Raw genomic sequence first — 22,500 nt, forward strand, 5'->3', positions numbered from 1 at the left:
CGCCCGGCACGAGGAGCCGACAGCCGCGCACAGGACGCCTGGAGGCCAGATGACCGCCACGGACAACGGGTCCACCGTGGACACCTCCGCCACGAGCTCCCGGCTCTACACCTACGACCTCGCGCCCACGAAGAAGGAGGGGCGTCGCTGGGGCGCCTACAACGTCTTCACGCTCTGGGGCAACGACGTGCACAGCCTCGGCAACTACGCCTTCGCCATCGGCCTGTTCGCGCTCGGGCTGAACGTGTGGGGCATCCTGGCCGCCTTCCTCCTCGCCTCGGTGCTGCTGTTCCTGCTGCTGACGCTGTCCGGGTACATGGGGCACAAGACCGGCGTGCCGTTCCCGGTCATGAGCCGGATCGCGTTCGGCACCAAGGGCGCGCAGATCCCGGCCGCGGTCCGCGGCGTGGTCGCCATCGCCTGGTTCGGCATCCAGACCTACCTCGCCTCCGAGGTGCTGAGCACCCTGCTGGTGGCGCTGTTCCCGTCGCTGCAGCCGCTGGAGGAGCAGTCCGCGCTCGGGCTGCCGCTGCTCGGCTGGATCACCTTCCTGGCGCTGTGGGTGGTGCAGGTCCTCATCGCCAGCTACGGCATGCACGTGATCCGCAAGTACATGGCGGTGGCCGCGCCGACCATCCTGATCACCATGTGCGCGCTGGCGGTCTGGATGTTCGTCCGCGCCGGCGGCTCGATCGCGCTGTCCACCGCCCAGCCGTTCACCGGCGGTGAGATGTGGCTGCAAATCGTGCAGGCCGCCGCGCTGTGGGTGGTCATCTACGGGACGTTCGTGCTCAACTTCTGCGACTTCACCCGCTCCGCCAAGAGCCGGGCGTCGATCATCCGCGGCAACCTGGTCGGGATCCCGGTGAACATGCTGTTCTTCGCCGGCATCGTGGTGGTGCTCAGCGGAGCGCAGTTCAAGCTCGACGGCACGGTGATCACCAGTCCGACCGACATCGTGCAGACCATCCCGAACGTGGTGCTGCTGGCCGCCGCCTCGATCGCGCTGATCGTGCTGACCATCGCGGTGAACCTGCTGGCCAACTTCGTGGCGCCGATCTACGTGCTGGTCAACCTGTTCCCGCGGCAGCTGGACTTCCGCCGGGCCGCGGTGGTGAGCGCCCTCATCGGCCTGGTCATCCTGCCGTGGAACCTCTACAACAGCCCGGTCGTGGTGAACTACTTCCTGGGCGGTCTCGGCGCGCTGCTCGGCCCGCTGTTCGGCGTGATCATGGCCGACTACTGGCTCGTCCGGAAGGCCCGGGTCAACGTCCCGGCGCTGTACAGCGAGGACGTGCACGGGGACTACCACTACCGGCGCGGGTACAACCCGCGGGCGATCTGGGCGTTCCTGCCCGCTGCGGCGATCTCCGTCGTGGTGGCGCTGGTGCCGGTGTTCAGCGCGGTCGCCGGGTTCTCCTGGTTCATCGGCGCGATCCTCGGTGCGGTGATCTACGCCGTGGTCGCCGACCGCTCGGTCGTGGCCACCGACGTCGACGGCGAGTCGATCGCCGTGGCCGCACAGTGACCCCTGCCCCGCCCGGTGCCCACGATCCCGATGGGGATCGGACGTGCGATCTCCCTCGGGGCCGCGTTCCCCGCTCGGCGACGAGTCCTCCCCTGGAAGAAAGGCAACGATGCGCATCCTGGTCGTGAACGTCAACACCACCGCCACCATCACCGAGGCCATCGGTGCCCAGGCCGCCGGTGCGGCGTCTCCCGGCACCGAGATCGTCCCGCTCACCCCGGCCTTCGGCGCGGAGTCCGTGGAGGGCAACTACGAGAGCTACCTCGCCGCGGTCGCGGTCATGGAGACGGTGCGGGCCTACCGGGAACCGTTCGACGCCGTCATCCAGGCCGGCTACGGCGAGCACGGCCGGGAGGGGTTGCAGGAGCTCGTGGACGTGCCGGTCGTCGACATCACCGAGGCCTCCGCGAGCACCGCCCAGTTCCTGGGCCGCACCTACTCGGTGGTGACGAGCCTGGACCGCACGGTGCCGCTGATCGAGGAGCGGCTGCACGTCGCCGGGCTCAGCGCGCGGTGCGCCTCCGTGCGCGCCAGCGGCATGGCGGTGCTGGACCTCGAGCGCGAACCGGCCGCGGCGGTGGAGGCCATCGCCGAGCAGGCGGTGCGCGCGGTGGAGGAGGACCGCGCCGAGGTCGTCTGCCTGGGCTGCGGAGGCATGTCGGGCCTCGCCGAACGGGTGGTCGAGCGCACCGGCGTCCCGGTGGTGGACGGCGTGAGCGCCGCGGTCACCGTCGCGGAATCGCTCGTCCGGCTGGGGCTGACCACGTCGAAGGTGCGCACCTACGCCACGCCGCGCCCGAAGAAGCTGGTCAACTGGCCGCCGAAGCCGGCCTGACCCCGTGGCGGCGGCGCGGACGGACCCGCACCCGTCGTCCACAGTGGAGCGATCGGGTCATCGGGTCCGTCAGCGCTCCGCCCCTGCGGGCACCCGGGCCGGCCCACGGCGCCGCCCGCACGGCTACTGACCGCCCTTCTGCACGTACGAGCGGACGAAGTCCTCCGCGTTCTCCTCCAGGATGTCGTCGATCTCGTCCAGGGTGGCCTCGGTGTCGTCGCTCAGCTTCTCCCGCCGCTCGGTCCCGGTCGGCACCGGCTCCTCGGGCGGAGCGTCCTCCTCGGCCGGCCGCTGGCGGTTCTTCTCCTGTCGCATCACGCTCTCCCTGGTCGGAACGTCGTCCTCCACCCCTGTACCCGGCGCCCCGCCAGGAGAATCCGGGACCTCCGAGACGTTTTCGACTCCGCCGCCGCCGGGTACCGCTGAGGCACAACGTTCGGCCTCGAACCGGTGGGGGATGGTCCCAGTGGATCCGCACGAGGAAACCGCGAGCTCGGATGACGCCCCGCAGCCTGGGGAGCCGGAGGACGACGACGTGATCACCCGCGGCTACGACTGACGGGAGCGGGCGGGGACGGCGGTCACCCGGTGACCACCCGTCCTGGCCCCGGAGGCGACCGAGCGGTGCGCAGACGGCCGCGGTGGTCACCGCACGACGGCGACCACCGCGGCCGGTGGTCGGCTGCGGCCCCGGGCGGCACATCCTCGGGCCGCCCAGCGGCCACCCACGACGCCGGGGACCGACGCGTTCAGGCTTCGCGTTCGCGCTCTTCCTCGACGCGCTCGCGGGCCTCCTGCCGGTCGGTGGCGGTGGGCTTCGCCCCGGGCAGCGCGCGCCCGGCCGGCTCACGGGTGGCCCACACCGCCAGCAGGCCCACCACGCCCGCGACGACCAGCAGCAACGCCGGCACCGTCGGCATCCCGGTGGCCGCCACCAGCGCCTCCGCGATCAGCGGCGTGGTGCCGCCGAACAGCGCCACCGAGATGTTGAACCCCACCGACACCGCGCCGTAGCGGATCTCGGTGGGGAACAGCGCGGGCAGCGTCGCGGGCATGGTGCCGCTGAAGCAGATCAGCGACAGCCCGATCACCAGCAGGCCGCCGACCACCGCGGCGGTGGTGCCCAGGCCGATCAGCAGGAAGGCCGGGAAGGACAGCAGGATGAGGGCCACGCTGCCCACCCCCGCGATCGGCAGCCGCCCGAAGCGGTCGGAGTAGTGCCCCAGCACCACGATCAGGCCCATCACCAGCAGCATCGTCACCAGCACCATGGCCAGCGCGGCGGTGTGCGGGAACCCGATCACCGCCGTCAGGTAGGTCGGCATGTAGGCGGTGAGCATGTAGTTGGTCACGTTGAACACCAGCACGAGCCCGATGCACTTGAGCATCGGGCGCCAGTGGCCGCGGAAGATCGTGCGGAAGCTGCGCACCGCGGCCCGCGGCTCCCCCTGCTCGGAGCTGTCCTGGTACGCCGGGCTCTCCTCGAGCCGGAACCGCAGGTACAGGCCGATGATGCCGAGCGGTCCGGCGACCAGGAACGGGATCCGCCAGCCCCAGGTGAGCAGGTCGTCCTGCGACATCGTCACGGTCAGCACGGTGACCAGCGCCGCGCCCAGCGAGTAGCCGGTCAGGGTGCCGAACTCCAGCCAGGAGGCCATGAAACCGCGACGCCGGTCGGGCGAGTACTCCGCGACGAAGGTGGCCGCCCCGCCGTACTCCCCACCGGTGGAGAACCCCTGCACCAGCCGCGCCACCAGCAGCAGCACCGGTGCCCAGACGCCGATGGTCGCGTAGCTGGGGATCAGCCCGATCGACAGCGTGCCCAGCGCCATCGTCACCATCGTGGTGGCCAGCACCGTGCGCCGTCCGATGCGGTCGCCCAGCGGGCCGAAGAAGAACCCGCCCAGCGGCCGCACCAAGAACGCCACCGCGAAGGTGGCGAAGGTGGACAGCAGTTGCGCGGTCGGGTTCGCGGCGGGGAAGAACACCTGGCTGATCACCACGGCGGCGTAGCTGTAGACGCCGAAGTCGAACCACTCCATGGTGTTGCCGATCGCGGCGGCGGCGACCGCACGTCTGACCTGGCGTTCGTCCACAATGGTCGCTTCGGACGCGGGGTCCCGGTCCCGGTGACGCTTCCCCACCATCGAACCCACTCCCGTCACACCGGCCACACCCGCCTCGGCGCAGCGCCGAGGCGCGTCTTCCGACGAGCACGCCAGCGGTTACCCGCTGGCGCGAGGTCAAAACGGTGTGGGTCGAGGCCTGGACAGGAGGTCCCGTGGGGCCACGTGCGACGACCGCGCTTCCCGCGAGTCCGCCGAAAGCTGCGCGGGTTTCGGAGGCGCAGGGCAGGCCACGACCCGTCGCCGCACACGGGTTCGCGGACACCACCCGACACGCCGGAGCGCCGCCGGTCAGAGCGCGGCGCTCACTGCTGGCGCGGTCGGTCGGCCCGGGGCCTCCCGGGCTGGCCGACCATCCCGTGCCGAGGCGGGTGCATCGGCTCGGGCGAGCCGCCGGGGCCGACCGGTGAGCCGGCCGGGGTGTTCTCGGCCTCCACCGGCCCGGTGTCCTGCGTCCCGCCGGAAGGTTCGGCGCCCGCGCGCAGCTCGTCGAGCCGGTTCTCCAGGACCTCGCACACCTGCACCCGGTCGTTGTGCGTGCGTTCGTGGTCCAGCAGCTGCTCGATCTCCTCCGCGCTGAGCGACCGGATCCGGTGCTGCAGCGACCCGACCGGGACGGTGTCGTAGTCGATGATGGGGAGTTCCTGGGGGGACATCTCGCCTCCTGGGTAGGTGGGCCGCCCCACGGCATTCCCCGCGCCGCGGGAGACCATGCCCGCGCCGGCCGACGGGCGAGCGCCCGGGACGCGTGCCAGCCTGGGGCCATGGTCCGATTCGGGTGCACGCTGCTGACCGAGCAGTCCGGACCCCGCGAGCTGGTGGCGCAGGCCGCAGCGGCCGAGCGGGCGGGCTTCGACTTCGAGGTGATGAGCGACCACTACTTCCCCTGGCTGGTGGAGCAGGGGCACGCGCCGTACGCCTGGAGCGTGCTCGGCGCGGTCACGCAGGTCACCGAGCGGGTCGAGCTGATGACCTTCGTCACCGCGCCGATCATGCGCTACCACCCGGCGGTCGTCGCGCAGAAGGCCGCCACCGTCGGCCTGCTGTCCGGGGACCGGTTCGTGCTGGGCGTCGGCGCCGGGGAGAACCTCAACGAGCACGTCGTCGGCCGCGGGTGGCCACCGGTCAACGTGCGGCACGAGATGCTCGTCGAGGCCCTGCACATCATCGGCGCGCTCTTCGACGGCGGGCACGTCAACCACGTCGGGCGGCACTACCGGGTCGACTCGGCGAAGCTGTGGGACCTGCCGGCGCGGCGCGTCCCGGTGGCCACCGCCGTGTCCGGCGCGCAGTCCGTCGAGCTGTTCGCCGGGCTGTCCGACGCGATGATCGCGGTGGAGCCCCGCAGCGAGCTCTGCCAGGGCTGGGACCGCGCCGCGGGCGGTGGGGAGGCGCGCAAGATCGGGCAGCTGCCGATCGCCTGGTCGACCGACCGGGACGCCGCGGTCGAGCGGGCCTGGCAGCAGTTCCGGTGGTTCGCCGGCGGGTGGAAGGTCAACGCGGAACTGCCCGGCCCGGCCGCGTTCGCCGCGGCGACCCAGTTCGTGCGCACCGACGACATCACGGCCTCGATCCCCTGCGGGCCCGAGGTGGCGCCGATCGTCGACGCCGCGGCGGAGTTCTGGAAGGCCGGCTTCACCGACCTCGCGGTCGTGCAGATCGACGTGGACGCCGACCGGCAGGGCTTCTTCGACTTCGCGCAGCGCGAACTGCTGCCCGCGTTGCGCGACGCCGCGCCCTGACGCTCCACTTCGGACGGTTCACGCGGTCCTGCGGGCGTTCGCCCGGCCGACCAGGAACCACAGCGCGCTGCCCAGGAACGGCGCGACGCACACGAACACGATCCAGACGACCTTCATGCCGAAGGTCTGCGGCGAGCCGAGGATGCTGATGACCGCGCCGATGAGCAGCGCCAGGTAGGCGACCAGCGGGAGGACCACCAGTGCGGCGAGGACGGGGACGGCGATCTCGTCCCCGACGGCGAGGGAAGCCTGCTGGACCCATGCGTGCATGTTCTGTGCTCTCCTGTCCGCGCCCGCGGCGCGAGTCGTCCTCGGTCGTGGCAGCCCCACGACCACCGTCGAGCACGACGCTAGCGACGCGGCGCGTGCGCGGGCGTCATCCGCCGCGCTGGTTCCGCGGTGGTCCACGAGTCGTACGCCGCATCGACCTCAGGTCGTACGCACCCGGAACCGATCCACAGTGGACCAGGTCTCGCGCGGCTCCGGACGCCCGGTCCGCTCGGCGTGACCGCACCGGCGACCACCGGGCGGGGACGTCGGAGCACGCCGCTCCCCCGCCCGCCCCGGGGCCCTGACCTCGGGTTATGGTGCGGGGGGCACGGCCGGGCGGCAGGAGGAGCGCATGACCACCGAACGGACCTGGCTGCCGAGCAGCTCGCACTGGGGCGCGTTCCGCGCCACGACCGACGCCGACGGCACCCTCCACGTCGCGCCGCACCCCGCCGACCCCGCACCGTCGCCGCTGCTGGACAACCTGCCGGACACCGTCCGGCACCGCACGCGCGTCCGGCGGCCCGCGATCCGCCGCGGCTGGCTGGAGGGCGGGCCCGGCCCGACCGACCGGCGCGGCACCGAGGAGTTCGTGGAGGTCTCCTGGGACACCGCACTGGACCTGGTCGCCGAGGAGCTGGACCGCACCCGCCGCGAGCACGGCAACGAGGCGATCTTCGGCGGCTCCTACGGCTGGTCCAGTGCCGGCCGGTTCCACCACGCGCAGAGCCAGCTCCACCGGTTCCACAACACCATCGGCGGCTACACCTCCTCGCGCGGCAACTACAGCGTCGGCACCTCCCAGGTGCTGCTGCCGCACCTGGTCGGCAGCAGCGGCGTGCTGTTCGCGCACGCCGACAGCTGGCAGACCATCCGCGAGCACACCGACCTCCTGGTGGCCTTCGGCGGGCTGCCCCGCAAGAACCTCTCGATCGCCCCCGGCGGGGTCACCCGCCACACCAGCGCCGCCGCGCTGCGCGACCTGGGGACCGAGCTGGTGGTGATCAGCCCGCTCGCCGACGACGTCCCGACCGGCTCCCGCTCCGCGTGGTGGCCCGTCGCGCCCGGCACCGACGTGGCCCTGCAGCTCGGCCTGGCCCACACCCTGCTCACCAGCGGCCTGCACGACCGGGAGTTCCTGGAGCGCTGCTGCACCGGGTTCGAGGTGTTCGCCGACTACCTGCTCGGCAAGCCGGACGGCACCGCGAAGACCGCCGAGTGGGCTGCCGGGATCTGCGGCGTGGACGCCGCCGACGTGCGGGCCCTCGCCGAGCGGATGGCCGCCGGGCGCACGCTCATCACGGTCTCCTGGTCGCTGCAGCGCACCGAGCACGGCGAGCAACCGGTGTGGGCGGGCTTGGCGCTGGCCGCGATGCTCGGCCAGATCGGGCTGCCCGGCGGCGGTTTCGGGCACGGCTACGGCTCGATGGCCGACATCGGCGACGACGGTCCGCTGCTGCAGCCGCCGACCCTGCCGATGGGGCAGAACCCGGTGTCGACGTTCATCCCGGTGGCCCGCATCGCCGACCTGCTGCTCCACCCCGGCCGGCAGTACGACTACGACGGGCAGCGCCTGACCTACCCCGACGTCCGGCTGGTGCACTGGGCGGGCGGCAACCCGTTCCACCACCACCAGGACCTCAACCGGTTGCGCCGGGCGTTCGGCCGCCCGGACACCGTCGTGGTGCACGAGACGCACTGGACGGCGACGGCGCGGCACGCCGACGTGGTGCTGCCGGCGACGGTCCCGCTGGAGCGGGAGGACATCGGCGGCGGCTTCCGCGACAGCCACCTCATCGCGATGCACCAGGTGCTCGAGCCGTACGGCGAGGCCCGCGACGACCACGCCATCCTGGCCGGGCTCGCCCGGCGGCTGGGCACGCACCGCGAGTTCACCGAGGGCCGCTCGCCCCGCGAGTGGCTGGTGCACATGTACGAGCGGTGGCGCGGCGGCCTGGCCGCGCAGGGCCACGACGTCCCGCCGTTCGACGAGTTCTGGGCGGCCGGGGAGCTGCGGTTGCCGCGGGTGTCCCACCCATCACCGCTCGCCCCGTTCCGGGCGGACCCGCAGGCCAACCCGCTGCGCACGCCCAGCGGCCGGATCGAGCTGTTCTCCGCGGAGATCGACTCCTTCGGCTACCCGGACTGCCCCGGCCACCCGGTGTGGCTGCCCGCGCGGCAGCGGCGCGGCGGACCGCTGCACCTCATCGCCAACCAGCCGGCGACCCGCTTGCACGGGCAGGGCGACGTGGGGGCGGTCAGCCGGCGCGCCAAGGTCGCCGGGCGCGAACCGCTGCGCATCCACCCGCGGGACGCCGCCGAGCGCGGCATCTCCGACGGCGACGTCGTCCGCGTGTCCAACCACCTCGGCGCCTGCCTGGCGGGGGCGCGGGTCAGCGAGGACGTCCGGCCCGGTGTCGTCGTGCTGGCCACCGGGGCGTGGTTCGACCCGCAACCCGACCCGGTCCGCCCCGGGGAGTCGTTGTGCGCGCACGGCAATCCCAACGTGCTCACCGCCGACGTGCCCGCCTCCCGCCTGTCCCAGGGGTGCGCCGGGCAGCACGCGCACGTCGAGGTCGAGCGCTACGACGGTCCGGTCCCTCCGGTGCGCACCGGCGAACCACCACCGCTGGCCGAAAGGTGAGGGCACGGCCCGGTTTTCACGGTCGCGCGCCAGCACGGGCCGCTGGTGCTGACCACTTCGCCGAGTGGTCCTGGTCCGTTGCGGTGAGGTCGTTCCGGGCGTCTTGACCGGGTTTCACGCCGCTCATTATGGTCCAGACCACTCCTGGCGGGAGGCGGGTCGACCGGCGGTCGCCGACCACGCCGCCGCACCAGGAGGTTCCCAGACCGCCACTTCCGGGGGGCTCGCTCGGCCTGGCCGGTCCAGGCCGGATCGACAAGGGAGTCGACCATGACATCGAAGCGCAAGCTCGCCGCAGCAGCGGTCGGCGCGGCGATCACGCCCTTCCTGGTGGCCATCCCCACCGCAACCGCCAACGCGCACGGCTACATCGACTCACCACCGAGCCGCCAGGCGCAGTGCGCCGCGGGCACGGTGTCCTGCGGCGACATCAAGTACGAGCCGCAGAGCGTCGAAGGCCCCAAGGGCCTGACCAGCTGCAGCGGCGGCAACTCCCGGTTCGCCGAACTCGACGACGACAGCAAGGGCTGGACGGCCACGAAGGTCGGCAGCTCGGTGACGTTCAACTGGACGCTCACCGCCCCGCACGCCACCAGCACCTGGGAGTACTTCATCGGTGGCAACCGGGTCGCGGTCTTCGACGACGGCGGCGCCAAGCCCCCGAACTCGGTGTCGCACACCGTCGACCTCGGCGGCGTCACCGGCAAGCAGAAGCTGCTGGCGGTGTGGAACATCGCCGACACCGCCAACGCCTTCTACGCCTGCGTCGACCTCGACGTCGGCTGACCAGGCTCGCGCGCCACGCGCGCCACGCCCCCGACCGCACCGGACGGCAGGGTCCGGTGCGTCGACCCCGCGGAGACCGGCGGCGCCGGCCGGCCCCCGCGGGGTCCCCGGCGCATCAGCCCAGCAGCGCGGTGACGGTGAACAGCACCGGCACGGACAGGATCGTCGACAGCAGGATCGACTCGCGGGCCAAGCGCACGCCCACGTCGTAACGGGAGGCGTACACGAAGAGGTTCTGCGCCGCAGGCAGCGCGGAGATCACCACGGCCGCGAACAGCGAAGCGCCCTCGAGCCCGAACAGCCCCGCGCCGATCGCCCACGCGATCACCGGGTGCACCACCGACTTCAAGCCCACCGACAGCAGCACCGGCCCGCGCTCGGCCCCGCCTGCGGGCAGCGCGCTGCCGTGCAGCGAGATGCCGAAGGCGAGCAGCACCGTCGGCACCGACAGGTGGCCCAGCAGCGTGAGCGGCTCCAGCACCGGTTCGGGGATCCGCCAGCCGCCCAACGAGAGCCCGACCCCGATCAGGGAGCAGATGACGATCGGGTTGCGGAACGGCGCGAGCACCCGCGTCCACACCGAGCCGTGCTCGCCGGACTGCGCGTAGTCGATGACGGTCAGCCCGATCGGCGTCATGACCAGCAGCTGGAACAGCATCACCGGGGCCACCAGGGTGGCGTCGCCGAGCACGTAGACCGCGATCGGGATGCCCAGGTTGCCCGCGTTGACGTAGCTGGAGCACAGCGCCCCGATGGTGGTGCGGCGGACGTTCCACCGGCGCAGCACGCCCACCAGCACGAACAGCCCGGCCGCCGCGAACGTGCTCAACGCCGTGACCAGCAGCGGGATCGAGAAGAGCACCGTGACGTCGGACTCCGACAGCATCTTCAGCAGCAGAGCCGGGGTGCCGACGTAGAACGACAGCTTGGTCAGCGCCTCGCGCCCGGCACTGCCGAGCGCGCCGGTGCGGCCGAGCACGTAGCCGACCAGCACGATGGCCGCGATGACGCCGAAGCCCTGGATCACACCGGACACGGGACCTCCGCGGGACCGGCACCGCACCGTCCACTGCGGACCGCCGGGCGGCTTCCTCGTCGGGCGCGCAGCATCGATCCCTTCCGTGGTCGGGGGTTTCGCCACAGGGGGTCGCGCCGCGTGCGCGCCACCCGTACGCTTGGCGATCCTAAGCGATCAGCGCGGCGTCCCGGGCATGGCGATGCTCACAGCCGGTCAGGTCTTGCCCCCGGTCTCCGCGGGCTCCAGCGGCCGCAGGTCGGTGCGGCCGTGGGAACTGGGCGGACCGCCCGGCAGCTTGACCGCCTTGGGCAGCGCGCCCGGGCTCCACGTGCCCCAGTGCGTCTCCCGGTGCACCTCCACCGCCTCGCTCGCCGGCAGCGCGTCCGGTTCGTAGGCGTCCACCACGTAGAACACGCCCCAGTCGCGGTGCAGGTCACCGCGGAGGTAGCTCGGCATCGCCCGCACGCTGGCGGCCACGTTGAGCCAGCCGAACGGCCCGCCGCCGGACGAGCCCGACCAGCTCTGCCCCATGTCGCGCAGCATCCCGCCGCCGGCCACCCGGAACCGCGGCAGCTCCACGACACCGTGGTGCAGGCTCGCCGGGGACAGGCACGGGTGCACCAGGGCCGCGGGCCACTCCACGAACGTCGGCGCCCCGCCGACCACGGCGGTCATGGTGGTCAGCCGCGGCACCCGCGGGATGCTGAACGCCAGCCACCCGCCCTCGTCCACCTTGTGGTCGGCCGCCAGCACCCGGAGCTTGGTGGCGCCCGCCACGGTGAACCGCAGGTCGCGCCAGGTGACGCTGTTCTGCACCAGGTCCCGCCGACCGATGATCTGGAAGCCGCCCGGGACGTCCCGCCCGAGCTCGACGCGCAGCGAGTTCGCCCCGGTCGCCGACCCCGCGAACTGCAGCACCACCGGCAGCTCCCCCGCGGTGGCCTCCGGCGGCAGGTCGTACCAGGGGGTGCGCAGCTCACCGGTGCCGGTGGCGTCCCGGTCGTAGCTGCCCCACACCGGCGCGTCGTCGCCGCCGAACCCGAACGGCGGCGTCCAGTGCTCGGTGCGCGGGTAGCCGAAGCGGTGGAAGCCGCGCGAGGTGGCCGACAGGTAGTCCGCGCCTTCCGCGACCCCGGTGACCAGGTCATCGGCGCTGCGCGGCTGTTCCGCGGCCACGGCGAGCACGCCCTGCCGGGGGTCGGTCTCGATGTCGACGTGGTCGGACAGCCCGCAGCTCCGGCCGGCCAGCTGCTCGACGTTGTCCGCCCCGAGGCTGTAGCCGCCGCGGTGGACCCCCGACGCGTACAGCGCCACCTCGCCGGTCAGCAGCACCGCGCAGGTGACCGTCAGCGGTGCCGCGGCCAGCCGGGTCCACCGCCGCGGCGCGGTCCGGGCGGCCACCGGCCGCTCGTCGTGGCGCAGGTGCTCGACGACGGCGACGACCCCGGCGACCACCGCGGCGAGCAGGAAGCAGTCGCTGAGGTCCCGGCCGTCCAGGCTGGGTGGGCGGTCGAACCAGGGCACGCCCCAGCTCGAGACGTACCACCACGAGTTCGTCCCGGTGACCGAGAACGCGCACACGACCATCAGCCCGGCGAAGAACGCGGCGCGGTTGCGGCGCGAGCGCAGCACCGCGGCGCTGGTGGCCAGCGCGGTCAGCGCCGCGACCGCGGCTCCCGCGCCGGCGAGGACGCCGAAGTGGTGGGTGTGCTTGGTCGGGGTCGCCGCGAGCACCACGAAGCACAGCGCGACCACCGCGAGCAGCCGGCGGCTCGGGCCGAGCGCCGCGCCCCGGATGCGGCCCCGGCGCAGCAGCACCATCCCGCAGGCCAGCGCGCACAGCACCACCAGCAGCACCGGGAAGCGCCGCGCGAGCGCGCCGTCCGGCCACGGCCCGAACAGCTTGTCGTAGCGGACGAGCTCCTCGTACCAGGACTCGTTCGGGCCGAACTCCGTCTTCAGCGCCACCGAGTCCAGCACCGACTGCAGCGTCTGGTCGTAGAACACCCCGGTGAGCACCACCAGCCCGGCCGCGGCGACCGGCGCCAGCACCGGCAGGGCGCCGCGCTCGCGCACCCGCTGCCGCAGCAGCCGCAGCAGCGGCTTGGCGGCCACCACGAACGGCAGCGCCGCGACCATGCCGTGCGGGTTCGCCGCCACGCCCAGCGCCGCGGCCACCAGCCCCAGCGCGGCCGGGGTCAACCGCCGGGTCGCCACCGCGCGCTCCACCGCGCACAGCGACAGCAGTGAGAACGCCACGACCACCGGCTCGGGGCGCAGGCCGTTGTTGTACGGCAGCCAGAACGCCAGGAACACCGCCGCAGCGGCCCAGCCCGCGGCGGCGCTGCGCCGGACCCGCTGCCCCATCCGGGGCAGCACCCCGCGGCTGATCAGCAGCCAGCTGAGCACGCCGAGCACCAGCGCGGGCACCCGGACCCACGGCGTCGCCGGCGACACCTGCACCCACAGCGCGTAGAGCTCGTAGAACCAGCCGAACGGCGACTCCGGGTTGGCGAACCAGCGGAAGTAGTTGGTCACGTACCCGGCGTCCCCGGCGGTGCGCAGCATGGTGAGGATGTAGCCGTCGTCGGCGGTCATCGCGCCGATCAGCCACCACACGCCGAGCACCCCGACGACCACCACGTCGCGGGAGGTCGGCCGCCACCAGCCCGAGCGCAGGACCGCGGGCGGACCCCGCACCTCCAGCCGGCTCAGGGCGACCACCGAGCCCAGGAACGCCACCACCGCCAGCACCAGCCCCGCGACCTTGAGCGGGCTCGGCGAGCTGGCGAACCGGTCGTCCACCCGGGCCTGGAAGGACAGGCCGCGCACGTCGTCGGTCGCCGAGTCCAGCTGCGAGAAGATCCCGGTCAGCTGCGGGCGCCGGTCTCCGTCGACCGAGGCCAGCTCGACGCCGCCGACGGCGGCCCGGGTGCCGGACTCGTCCGCGCGCACCGTGATCGCGCAGTCACCGGCGGGCACCGCGGTGCTGCCGAGGTGCCGCCCCCGCGACCACAGCGCGACCTCGCCGTCCTCGACCTGCAGGCTCAGCCCGGTCACCCCGCCGTACTGCGACGACGGCGGGTTCGTCGCGACCAGCACGGCGGGGCCGTGGGTGCGCGCGTCGAGGCTGCGCGCGGACGCGCACGGGACCTCGGCCCGCAGCCACAGCGGCACGTGGGTGGCCAGCGGCGCGGACACCGGGGCGGTGCCCCGCGCGGTGGGCCAGGTCAGCGTGGTGATGTCGTGCCGCACCGGCAGCAGCGGCACCGCCAGCGCCGCCAGGGCCGACAGCAGACCGAGCACCACGGCCCAGCGCCGGGCGGCTCTCGGCACGCGAGCGCGATGCGTGATCACGCCCGATCGCTGAGCCACGCGATCGCCACCTCATCCTCGCCGTCGACGGACAATCCCACTGAGCTTAGAGAGCGGCGCGCGCGGGCCCACAACCGGAGCCGACGACGTCACCCCACGCGGTCGACCCCGCACTCGGCGCGTCCGGGTGAACCTGCGGACGGAGCAACGGGTGGTGCCACGCGGGGCCGCGGCGTGATGAGATGGCCCGGTCGAAGGACGGGGGTGCGATGACCGACCGCGGCCCGACGGTGGCCTCCCGGCTGTTCCGGATCCTGGAGACCTTCTCCCCGGAGCGGCCGTCGTTGACGCTGTCGGCGATCAGCCGACACAGCGGCCTGGCCCTGACCACCACCCACCGGCTGGTCGGCGAGCTCACCGGGTGGGGCGCGCTGGAGCGCGCCCCGGACGGCAGCTACCGGATCGGGCTACGGATCTACGAGCTGGCGACGCTGGCACCGCGCGCCACGCTGCTGCGCGAGGTGGCGATGCCGTTCCTCGGCGACCTCTACGAGGCCACCCGGCAGAACGTGCATCTCGGGGTGCGCGACGGCGACGAGGTGGTCTACGTCGAGCGCATCTCCGGCCGCGATGCGGTGCCGGTGGTGTCGCGGCCCGGCGGTCGGCTGCCGCTGCACGCCACCGGCGTCGGACTGGTGCTGCTCGCGCACGCCGACCCCGAGGAGCAGGAAGAGGTGCTCGCGCGCCCGCTGAAGCGGTTCACCGAGCGGACCCTCGCCGACCCGCGGCAGCTGCGCCGGGTCCTCTCCGACGTGCGCCGGCAGGGCTTCGCCATCAGCGACCGGCAGATCGAGCTGTCGACGCTGTCGGTGGCCGCCCCGGTGCAGGACGGCACGGACGCGGTGGTCGCGGCGCTGTCCATCGTGGTCCCCGCCGAGCGCACCGACCCGATGGCGCTGGTCCCGGCGGTCCGGGCCGCCGCCCGCGGGCTCTCCCGGGCGCTGGGCTCCCCCAACGCCCGCGCCTTGCCGCCCACCGCCCACCTCGAGCAGCCCTGAACGCAGATCGTCTTCCGGTGAACGGAAAGGGCCGTTCCCCATCGCGGGTCCCGCGTTGATCGTGGTGGGCGAGGCTGCGGCGGCGGTCACAGCGGGGTGCACCGCGCGCAGCAGGTCCGAGGGAGGGAACCGGTCGATGCGCACCCAGGTCGGGATCGTCGGGGCGGGGCCCGCGGGGCTCATGCTCTCGCACCTGTTGCACCAGCACGGCGTGGAGTCGGTCGTGCTCGACATCCGGACCCGTGAGGAGATCGAGGGCACCATCCGGGCCGGGGTGCTGGAGCAGAGCACCGTGGACCTGATGGTCGAGACGGGGGTCGGCGAGCGCGTCAAGCAGGTCGGGATGGTGCACCACGGCATCGAGCTGCGGTTCGGCGGCCGGGGGCACCGCATCGACTTCGCCGACCTCACCGGTGGCCGCGGGGTCACCATCTACCCGCAGCACGAGGTGCTCAAGGACCTGATCGCCCAGCGGCTGGCCGACGGCGGCGACATCCGCTTCGGCGTCTCCGACGTCCAGGTCGAGGACGTCACCAGCGACCGGCCCCGCGTGCGGTTCACCCAGGACGGCGTGGCGCAGCAGCTCGAGTGCGACCTGGTTGCCGGCTGCGACGGGTCGCGGACCACCACCCGCGCCCTGGTCCCCGCCCCGAACCCGCGGCAGGACCACTTCCGCCAGTACCCGTTCGCCTGGTTCGGCATCCTGGCCGAGGCCCCGCGGTCGTCGGACGAGCTCGTCTACGCCCACCACCCCAACGGGTTCGCGCTGGTCAGCACCCGGTCGGAGACCGTCCAGCGGCTCTACCTGCAGGTCGACCCGCAGGACAGCGTCGAGGACTGGTCCGACGACCGGATCTGGTCGGAGCTGCGGACCCGCGTGGCGGGCGTGGACATCAAGGACGGGCCGATCTTCGACAAGTCGGTGCTGCACTTCCGCAGCTTCGTGTGCGAGCCGATGCAGTACGGCCGCCTGTTCCTGGCCGGCGACGCCGCGCACACCGTGCCGCCCACCGGCGCCAAGGGCATGAACCTCGCGATCGCCGACGTCCACGTGCTCTCCCGCGCGATGGCGCGGTTCTTCGCCACCGGCGACCGCAGCGGGCTCGACGCCTACACCGAGACCGCCCTGCCCCGGGTGTGGCGCGCGCAGCACTTCTCCTGGTGGATGACCTCGATGCTGCACCGGATCCCCGGTGCCTCCGGGTTCGACCTGCACCGCCAGCTCGCCGAGCTCGACACCGTCACCCGCTCCCGCGCGGGCCGCACCCTGCTCGCCGAGAACTACGTCGGCACGCCGTTCGACTGAGCCGTCCTCCTCGGCCGAACCACCGTCCGCCGCCCGGGGCGGCGGGCATACTCGGCGGGAGGTCCACGCAGCGGCGCGTGGTGGGGTCTGCGAGGTGGCGATGGCGTTCCGGTACTACCTCTACATCAGCGACAGCAAGGTCGACATGCTGCTGTCGCAGATCGACCCGAGGTTCGCCGCGCCGCGCACGACCGAGTTCGGCGTGGACCTGCGCCTGGTGTCGGCCAAGCGCAGCGCCGACCGGGCGGCGACCGACCGCTTCGCCCGGCTCGACCGGGTCGTGCGGCACCTGCAGGACTTCGGTGACCTCGGGACGGTCGACGAACCGGGCCAGTTCTTCGGCGGTGTCCTGCCGATGCGGTGGGCCGCGATGCCCGGCGAGGCGGACCCCTCGCTGGTGTTCCTGGGCGGCTGGAGCGACCGGACCGTGGTGGGGCTCGGCGGGTCCGCCCGGCACCTGCTGGGCGCGGCGCCCGGCACGTCGCAGCCGTCTTCGTCGTCGTTGGCGCCGACCATGCTCGACCAGTTGGGCGCGACCTCCGACCTGGAGGACGAACTCGTCGTCGACGCGGTCGGCGACGACCTCGACCGCTCAGACCGCGCGGCGCTGACGACCGTGTGCCGAGCCGTGCGGGACCTGCGGGCTCCCGCGCAGAACGTCGAGTTCCTCGCCAAGCGGCTGCTGCACGGACCGTGTCCCGGCGGGGACACCGGCCCGTGCGGCGGCCGGTCCGTGCTGCTCGGTTCACCGGTCTACGTGGCGCTGGCCGACTAGACCCGGCGCGGGGGTGGAGGCTGCGGTGGCGGACCCGCGGGAGCGCACCGGGAGACCGACGGCGTGGCGCGTCGGGGACGTGGTCGACGGTCGCTACGAGGTGGTCGAGGTCATCGGCCGCGGTGGCATGGGCGTGGTGCACCGGGTGCGCCACCTCGGGTGGGGCGTCGACCTCGCGGTGAAGTCCCCGCGGTCCGCCCTGGTCCGGCACGAGGCCGCGCGGGAGCTGTTCCGCGCCGAAGCGGAGACGTGGGTGTCGCTCGGCTCCCACCCGCACGTGTGCACCTGCCACTACGTGCGCACGGTGGACGGCGTCCCCCGGGTGTTCGCCGAGTACGCGCCCGGCGGCAGCCTCCGCGGGTGGATCGACGACGGGCGGCTGCACCGGGGCGACCGGCGGGAGGTGCTGGCGCGGCAGCTCGACCTGGCCGTCCAGCTGGCCTGGGGGCTCGAGCACGCGCACCGCCGGGGCCTGGTGCACCAGGACGTCAAGCCGGACAACGTGCTCCTCGACGGCTCCGGCACCGCCAAGATCACCGACTTCGGCCTGGCCCTGGTGCGCGAGGGGATCGCCGCGCTGCCCGGCGCGAGCACCCCGGTGCCGGGTGGCGGCGGCACGCCGCGGTACGCCTCGCCGGAGCAGGCGGAGGGCCGCCCCGTGGGGCGGCGCACCGACGTCTACAGCTACGCGGTGTCGGTGCTGGAGGTGTTCACCGGCGGCGCCACCTGGGACAGCGGTCCGGACGCCGGTGCGGCGCTGGAGCGCTACCGGACCGACGGTGGCCCGATCCCGTCGGTGGTGGCCGACCTGCTGGCCGAGTGCCTGCGCTCGGACCCCGCGCGGCGACCGGGGTCCATGGCCGACATCGCCGCCGCCCTGACCGAGGCCTACCGGGACGTCGTGGGGGTGCCGCACCCGCGCCGGGCTCCCCGGGAGGCGGAGCTGCGCGCCGACGAGTTCACCAACCGCGCACTGTCCCTCGTGGACCTCGGCCGGGGCGAGGACGCCGAGGCGGCGCTGGCGGAAGCGCTCGCCGCCGACCCCCAGCACGTCCCGGCCCGCTACAACGCGGGTCTGCAGCGGTGGCGGCGGGGCGACATCACCGACGTGGAGCTGGTCACCGAGCTCGAGGCGCTCCGGGCGGACCGGGGCGAGCCGTGGGAAGCGACCTTCCTGCTCGCCCAGGTGCACACCGAACGCGGGGACCTGGCAGCGGCTCGCGCCCTGCTGGAGGGCCTGCCGCCGGAGTGGGCCGAGGAACCGGACGTCCGGGCGACGCTGCGCGCGGTGGACGAGCTGCCCGACGCGCGGTGCACCGACGAGTGGCGGATCGCGTGGCCGCCGTACCCGGACGGCGGTCCGGCCGGTGGCCCCGCCACCGAGGACCCGGCCACGCTGGAGGCCGCCCGCCAGGCCCTGCTCTCGGCGCCTCCGGGCTTGGACGCCCTCCCCGCGCGGCCCCACGACGACGCCGCGCTCGCCCTCACCCCCCGACGGGCGGTGGGCGCTGACCGGGACGTGGGACGGGGCGGTGCGGGTGTGGGACGTCCGCACCGGCGGGTGCCTGCGGGTCCTCGACGGGCACCGGGACGCGGTCCGCTCCGTCGACCTCACCCCGGACGGGAGGTTCGCGGCGTCGCTGGACGTCTCGGGCACGGTGTGCTTCTGGGACCTGGCCGACGGCCGCGGCGCGCTGCGGTGCCCAGCCCCCTCGCCGCACGGTGGTTCCGGCACGCAGCTGGCGCGGGTCGGGGTGCGCCCGGACGGCCGCACCGCGTGCTGGACGAGCTCGGACGGCACCGTCACCGTGCTGGACACCCGGGAGCGGCGGCTGCGGCGGGGACGACCGCCGCACCTCGCGCACGCGCGCCAGGTCCGGCCGAGCCCAAGCGGGGACGTGCTGCTGGTCAGCGGCGGCGTCGGCGGCCGGGCGGAGTCCGTCGTGGTGTGGGACCCGGTCAGCGACACCTGCCACCACGTCCTCACCGGCCACACGTCGTACGTGACCGCGATCTGCGTGACCGCGGACGGGCGCTTCGCGGCCACCGGCAGCCACGACCGGACCATCCGGGTCTGGGATCTGGCCGACGGCAGCTGCGTCCGCGTCCTGTCCGGGCACACCGCCGACTCGCTGTCGCTGAGCGGGGATGCGCGCTCCCTGCTCTCGGGGGACGCCTTCGACGGCACCGTCCGGTTCTGGGACGTCGGCACCGGCCGGTGCGTGCGGACCTTCCCGGGCCACGCCACCCGGACCGGCGCCGTGGTCCTGGACCCCGAGTGCGCGTTCGCGCTGTCCGCGGGGCAGGACCGCACGGTGCGGCGGTGGCGGTTGCCCGCGGAGCACCGCGCCGCACCGAGCCTGGCCCGGCCGCGCCCGCACACCGAGCTGACCAGGCTGGGCGAGCGGGTCCGGTCACTCGTCGCGGACGCCGAGCGGGCGGTGGCGGACCAGCGCTTCGCCGCGGCCCTCGACCTGCTCTCCCGGGCCAGGACCGTCTCCGGTCACCAGCGGGAGCCGCGGGTCCTGGCCGCGTGGTGGGCGTTGAGCCGGCACTGCCCCAAGGTGGGGCTCCGCGCCGCGTGGACGTCCCGGGTGCTGGCCGGGCACGACGGGGCGGTGGAGGCGGTCGACGTCTCCGCTGACGGGCGGACCGCGGTGTCCGGCGGTGCCGACGGCACCGTCCGGGCGTGGTCGGTGGCCACCGGCGCCTGCACGCGGGTGTTCCATGGCCACGAGCACCTGGTGGAGTCGGTGAGCCTGAGCCCCGACGGCCGGCAGGTCCTCTCCGGCAGCAGGGACGGCACGGTGCGCTGGTGGTCCGTCGAGGACGGCGAGTGCCTGGGGGTCCTCGGCGCACCCAGGGGGCTCGGCGACTCGCCGCGCGTCCGCTTCACCGCCGACGGCGAGCGGGCCGTCGTCGCGCACCCCGACGCCGCGGTCCGGGTCTGGGAGCTGGGCACCGGCCGGGAGCGGGGATCGCTGCGCGCGTCGTCCGTCTCCGACATCGCGCTGTCGTCGACCGGTCTCGTCGCCGTGGCCGAGGGCAGGGCGGTGCAGTTGTGGGACCCGCGCACCGCCGGGTCGCGGATGCTGCACGCCGAGTTCCTGCACACCATGCGGTCGGTGTGCCTGAGCGCGGACGGGCGGCTCGCGCTGACCGGCGAAGCGGAGGGCATCCGGCTGTGGGACACGGCGTCCGGGCGGCTGGTGCGGGTGTTCGGCACGGGAGACCTGCTCACCGACACGGACCGCCACCACTTCCTCCGCACGACCGCGACGGCCGACTTCGCGGTCTCGGCCGGTTTCCGGGCACCGCCCGTGGTCTGGGACGTCACGACCGGGCGCCGCCTGCGCACCCTGGACGACCACGAGCAGGGCGTGACCGCGCTGGCCATGACACCGGACGGCCGCTTCGTGCTGACCGCGAGCGGGGGCGGGACGGTCCGGGTCCGCGAGCTGGACTGGGACCTCGCGGCCCCGCGAGCCACGTCGTCCCCACCCCGATATGTCCACTGAGGACCGTTCAGGCGGCGACCCCGTCCGGTGCGCTCTCCGCGGAGTGGCGCCGGAGGTCCAGCAGGTAGCCGATCCAGAACCCGACCACACCCGCACCGACGACGACCAGCGTTCCGACCGCACGCACCACGGCACTCCCCTCCTCCCCGACGCCCGGACCCCGGGCAGTGCGACCCGTCTCGATGGTGGGCCCGCTGGATGACAGCGCCGTTGCCCCCGTGGCAACGCCGGGTGACACGCGGCGCTCCACTGCGGACAGTGGCGTCAGCTCAGCTCGATCCGGCCGGTGGAGGTGTCGATCTCGGCCCGCAGCGCGGGAACGTCCCCACGCGTGACGTCGAGGTGCGCGCCGACCGCCCGCAGGTCCGCGCGCACGGGCTCGGGGTCCGGGTGCTCGCCGCGCAACGAGCGCAGCCGGACCTGCGGCAGGTCCGAGTCCGCCGGGTGCGGCGTGCCGCCCCAGTCGATGAGGAACGGCACGAGGCCGTGCCGCGGGTTGGGTTCGCGCTTGGCGAGCCGCCACTCCAGCAGCTTCCCGTCCGGGGTGCGCCGCGACATCGACAGGGCCTCCCCCGGGTCGTGGCCGGCGGCGCGCGCCTCGGACACCGCGCGGTCCAGACCGTTCGCGCGGATCGCCCAGGTCAGCAGGCGCGGGACGGTCAGCGTGGCCAGGCCGAACACGGTCGGCGGCCGGGTCGCCGCCGGGTCCGGGCCGATGATCTCCAGGTACGCCCGGCCGCCGAGCCCGACGAGGTAGTTCTGCGTGCCGTTGTCCGGGTGGCGACCACCGGGGACCGGGGCGACGCCGAGCAGGTCCGCGACCGCCCGCACTCCGGCGAGCAGGTCGGGCACTCCGTAGACGAGGTGGTCCAGCCGCGGCTCGACGTTGGTCATCGGCACCTCCCGAGCGCTCCTGACGATCACACCACCTCACGGGGGAAAGATCAACACACCTGCCCCGCACCGCCTACGCTGCCACGCATGAGCTCCCCGGACAGCGCACCCGTTCCCGCCCCCACCACGGACCTGCGCAGCGGGCCGCCGCTGCACGAGGCGTGCCGACCGCTGAGCGCGCTGGTGGGCGTGTGGCGCGGCAGCGGCGAGGTCGACTACCCGACGATCGACGGGCCGTACCGCTTCGGCCAGCAGCTCACGCTCGCCCACGACGGTCGGCCGTTCCTGCGCCACGAGGCGCGGGCCTGGCTGCTCGACGCCGACGGCGCGGTGCTCCGCCCGGCCGCGTGGGAGCTCGGCTGGTGGCGCCCGCAGCCCGACGGGACCGTGGAGCTGCTGCTGTCGCACAGCACCGGCATCCAGGAGCTGTTCTCCGGCACCACCACGGGGCAGCGCTGGGAGCTGGCCACCGACTCCGTGGTCCGCACCGCGACCGCGAAGGACGTCCAGGCCGCGCGCCGCAGCTACGCGCTCGGTCCCGACGACGTCCTCGAGCTCACCGAGCACCGCGCCATGGTCGGCGTGGCGATGACCCAGCACGTGACCGCGCGGCTGCACCGCGTCCGCTGACCGCCGGAAGCGCCCCGGGCGGCCGGTCACGGCCGCGAGATGGACAGCTATGCTG

Annotated in this window: 17 protein-coding genes and 1 pseudogene; 11 read left to right on the forward strand and 7 right to left on the reverse strand. The window is 73.9% G+C overall.

Translation table 11 applies throughout. The features are described from left to right. Window positions 1-49 precede the first annotated feature (49 nt). Entirely contained in the window at window positions 50-1,528 is a 1,479-nt protein-coding gene (locus tag HNR68_RS17435; protein ID WP_179722478.1) for an NCS1 family nucleobase:cation symporter-1, read from the forward strand. Between the two features lie 109 nt (window positions 1,529-1,637). Continuing rightward, window positions 1,638-2,363: an aspartate/glutamate racemase family protein gene (locus tag HNR68_RS17440; protein ID WP_179722480.1), complete on the forward strand. Its 726-nt coding sequence runs from the start codon at window positions 1,638-1,640 to the stop codon at window positions 2,361-2,363. Window positions 2,364-2,486: 123 nt separating this feature from the next. Here the strand turns inward: HNR68_RS17440 and HNR68_RS17445 are convergent, their stop codons facing one another. The 3 genes from HNR68_RS17445 to HNR68_RS17455 form a co-directional block, all read right to left on the reverse strand. After that, a complete protein-coding gene (locus tag HNR68_RS17445) occupies window positions 2,487-2,678 on the reverse strand; it encodes a ubiquitin-like protein Pup (RefSeq protein WP_179722482.1) in 192 nt (63 codons plus the stop codon). A 434-nt stretch (window positions 2,679-3,112) separates the two neighbouring features. Continuing rightward, a complete protein-coding gene (locus HNR68_RS17450; protein WP_179722484.1) occupies window positions 3,113-4,510 on the reverse strand; it encodes an MFS transporter in 1,398 nt (465 codons plus the stop codon). Window positions 4,511-4,794: 284 nt separating this feature from the next. After that, window positions 4,795-5,145 (reverse strand): DUF8129 domain-containing protein, encoded by a 351-nt coding sequence (locus tag HNR68_RS17455; RefSeq protein WP_179722486.1) that lies wholly within the window; start codon window positions 5,143-5,145, stop codon window positions 4,795-4,797. Between the two features lie 108 nt (window positions 5,146-5,253). Here HNR68_RS17455 and HNR68_RS17460 point away from each other — a divergent pair, with 108 nt between their 5' ends. After that, window positions 5,254-6,231: a TIGR03557 family F420-dependent LLM class oxidoreductase gene (locus tag HNR68_RS17460; protein WP_179722488.1), complete on the forward strand. Its 978-nt coding sequence runs from the start codon at window positions 5,254-5,256 to the stop codon at window positions 6,229-6,231. Window positions 6,232-6,249: 18 nt separating this feature from the next. On the opposite strand, the gene HNR68_RS17465 is transcribed toward HNR68_RS17460, so the two are convergent. Further along, window positions 6,250-6,501 (reverse strand): PLD nuclease N-terminal domain-containing protein, encoded by a 252-nt coding sequence (locus HNR68_RS17465; RefSeq protein ID WP_179722490.1) that lies wholly within the window; start codon window positions 6,499-6,501, stop codon window positions 6,250-6,252. Between the two features lie 352 nt (window positions 6,502-6,853). On the opposite strand from HNR68_RS17465, the gene HNR68_RS17470 reads away from it, so the two are divergent. Then, window positions 6,854-9,145, forward strand: coding sequence for a molybdopterin-dependent oxidoreductase (locus tag HNR68_RS17470; RefSeq protein WP_179722492.1), 2,292 nt, complete (start codon window positions 6,854-6,856; stop codon window positions 9,143-9,145). Window positions 9,146-9,415: 270 nt separating this feature from the next. Then, entirely contained in the window at window positions 9,416-9,931 is a 516-nt protein-coding gene (locus tag HNR68_RS17475; RefSeq protein ID WP_179722494.1) for a lytic polysaccharide monooxygenase auxiliary activity family 9 protein, read from the forward strand. Between the two features lie 115 nt (window positions 9,932-10,046). Here HNR68_RS17475 and HNR68_RS17480 read toward each other — a convergent pair whose 3' ends face one another. Together HNR68_RS17480 and HNR68_RS17485 are read right to left on the reverse strand one after the other, a co-directional pair. After that, window positions 10,047-10,967 carry an AEC family transporter gene (locus HNR68_RS17480; protein WP_179722496.1) on the reverse strand — a complete coding sequence of 307 codons (921 nt, stop codon included), beginning with the start codon at window positions 10,965-10,967 and terminating at the stop codon, window positions 10,047-10,049. Between the two features lie 195 nt (window positions 10,968-11,162). After that, window positions 11,163-14,285: an arabinosyltransferase domain-containing protein gene (locus HNR68_RS17485; RefSeq protein WP_343050207.1), complete on the reverse strand. Its 3,123-nt coding sequence runs from the start codon at window positions 14,283-14,285 to the stop codon at window positions 11,163-11,165. Between the two features lie 248 nt (window positions 14,286-14,533). On the opposite strand from HNR68_RS17485, the gene HNR68_RS17490 reads away from it, so the two are divergent. The 5 genes and pseudogenes from HNR68_RS17490 (at window position 14,534) to HNR68_RS27460 (ending at window position 20,921) form a co-directional block, all read left to right on the forward strand. Next, window positions 14,534-15,322, forward strand: a complete 789-nt coding sequence (locus tag HNR68_RS17490; RefSeq protein WP_179722498.1) for an IclR family transcriptional regulator — start codon at window positions 14,534-14,536, stop codon at window positions 15,320-15,322. Between the two features lie 136 nt (window positions 15,323-15,458). Beyond that, window positions 15,459-16,628: a 4-hydroxybenzoate 3-monooxygenase gene (locus HNR68_RS17495; protein WP_179722500.1), complete on the forward strand. Its 1,170-nt coding sequence runs from the start codon at window positions 15,459-15,461 to the stop codon at window positions 16,626-16,628. A 100-nt stretch (window positions 16,629-16,728) separates the two neighbouring features. Beyond that, window positions 16,729-17,403, forward strand: a complete 675-nt coding sequence (locus HNR68_RS17500; protein ID WP_179722502.1) for a DUF7019 family protein — start codon at window positions 16,729-16,731, stop codon at window positions 17,401-17,403. Between the two features lie 100 nt (window positions 17,404-17,503). Beyond that, a pseudogene (locus HNR68_RS27675) lies at window positions 17,504-18,253 on the forward strand (serine/threonine-protein kinase); the annotation flags it as partial. 517 nt (window positions 18,254-18,770) lie between these two features. Continuing rightward, window positions 18,771-20,921, forward strand: coding sequence for a WD40 repeat domain-containing protein (locus HNR68_RS27460; protein ID WP_179722504.1), 2,151 nt, complete (start codon window positions 18,771-18,773; stop codon window positions 20,919-20,921). 264 nt (window positions 20,922-21,185) lie between these two features. Here HNR68_RS27460 and HNR68_RS17515 read toward each other — a convergent pair whose 3' ends face one another. Continuing rightward, window positions 21,186-21,815 carry a VOC family protein gene (locus HNR68_RS17515; protein ID WP_179722506.1) on the reverse strand — a complete coding sequence of 210 codons (630 nt, stop codon included), beginning with the start codon at window positions 21,813-21,815 and terminating at the stop codon, window positions 21,186-21,188. A gap of 87 nt (window positions 21,816-21,902) precedes the next feature. On the opposite strand from HNR68_RS17515, the gene HNR68_RS17520 reads away from it, so the two are divergent. Then, on the forward strand, window positions 21,903-22,445 hold the full coding sequence (locus HNR68_RS17520; protein WP_179722507.1) for a heme-binding beta-barrel domain-containing protein: 543 nt from the start codon (window positions 21,903-21,905) through the stop codon (window positions 22,443-22,445). Window positions 22,446-22,500 lie beyond the last annotated feature (55 nt).

The sequence above is a fragment of the Saccharopolyspora hordei genome (genome assembly GCF_013410345.1).
Taxonomy (GTDB): Bacteria; Actinomycetota; Actinomycetes; order Mycobacteriales; family Pseudonocardiaceae; genus Saccharopolyspora; species Saccharopolyspora hordei.

Coding starts and splice junctions, on each gene's coding strand:
- HNR68_RS17435 (WP_179722478.1), top strand. CDS start 50: ATGACCGCCACGGACAACGGGTCCACCGTGGACACCTCCGCCACGAGC.
- HNR68_RS17440 (WP_179722480.1), top strand. CDS start 1,638: ATGCGCATCCTGGTCGTGAACGTCAACACCACCGCCACCATCACCGAG.
- HNR68_RS17445 (WP_179722482.1), bottom strand. CDS start 2,678: ATGCGACAGGAGAAGAACCGCCAGCGGCCGGCCGAGGAGGACGCTCCG.
- HNR68_RS17450 (WP_179722484.1), bottom strand. CDS start 4,510: ATGGTGGGGAAGCGTCACCGGGACCGGGACCCCGCGTCCGAAGCGACC.
- HNR68_RS17455 (WP_179722486.1), bottom strand. CDS start 5,145: ATGTCCCCCCAGGAACTCCCCATCATCGACTACGACACCGTCCCGGTC.
- HNR68_RS17460 (WP_179722488.1), top strand. CDS start 5,254: ATGGTCCGATTCGGGTGCACGCTGCTGACCGAGCAGTCCGGACCCCGC.
- HNR68_RS17465 (WP_179722490.1), bottom strand. CDS start 6,501: ATGCACGCATGGGTCCAGCAGGCTTCCCTCGCCGTCGGGGACGAGATC.
- HNR68_RS17470 (WP_179722492.1), top strand. CDS start 6,854: ATGACCACCGAACGGACCTGGCTGCCGAGCAGCTCGCACTGGGGCGCG.
- HNR68_RS17475 (WP_179722494.1), top strand. CDS start 9,416: ATGACATCGAAGCGCAAGCTCGCCGCAGCAGCGGTCGGCGCGGCGATC.
- HNR68_RS17490 (WP_179722498.1), top strand. CDS start 14,534: ATGACCGACCGCGGCCCGACGGTGGCCTCCCGGCTGTTCCGGATCCTG.
- HNR68_RS17495 (WP_179722500.1), top strand. CDS start 15,459: ATGCGCACCCAGGTCGGGATCGTCGGGGCGGGGCCCGCGGGGCTCATG.
- HNR68_RS17500 (WP_179722502.1), top strand. CDS start 16,729: ATGGCGTTCCGGTACTACCTCTACATCAGCGACAGCAAGGTCGACATG.
- HNR68_RS17515 (WP_179722506.1), bottom strand. CDS start 21,815: ATGACCAACGTCGAGCCGCGGCTGGACCACCTCGTCTACGGAGTGCCC.
- HNR68_RS17520 (WP_179722507.1), top strand. CDS start 21,903: ATGAGCTCCCCGGACAGCGCACCCGTTCCCGCCCCCACCACGGACCTG.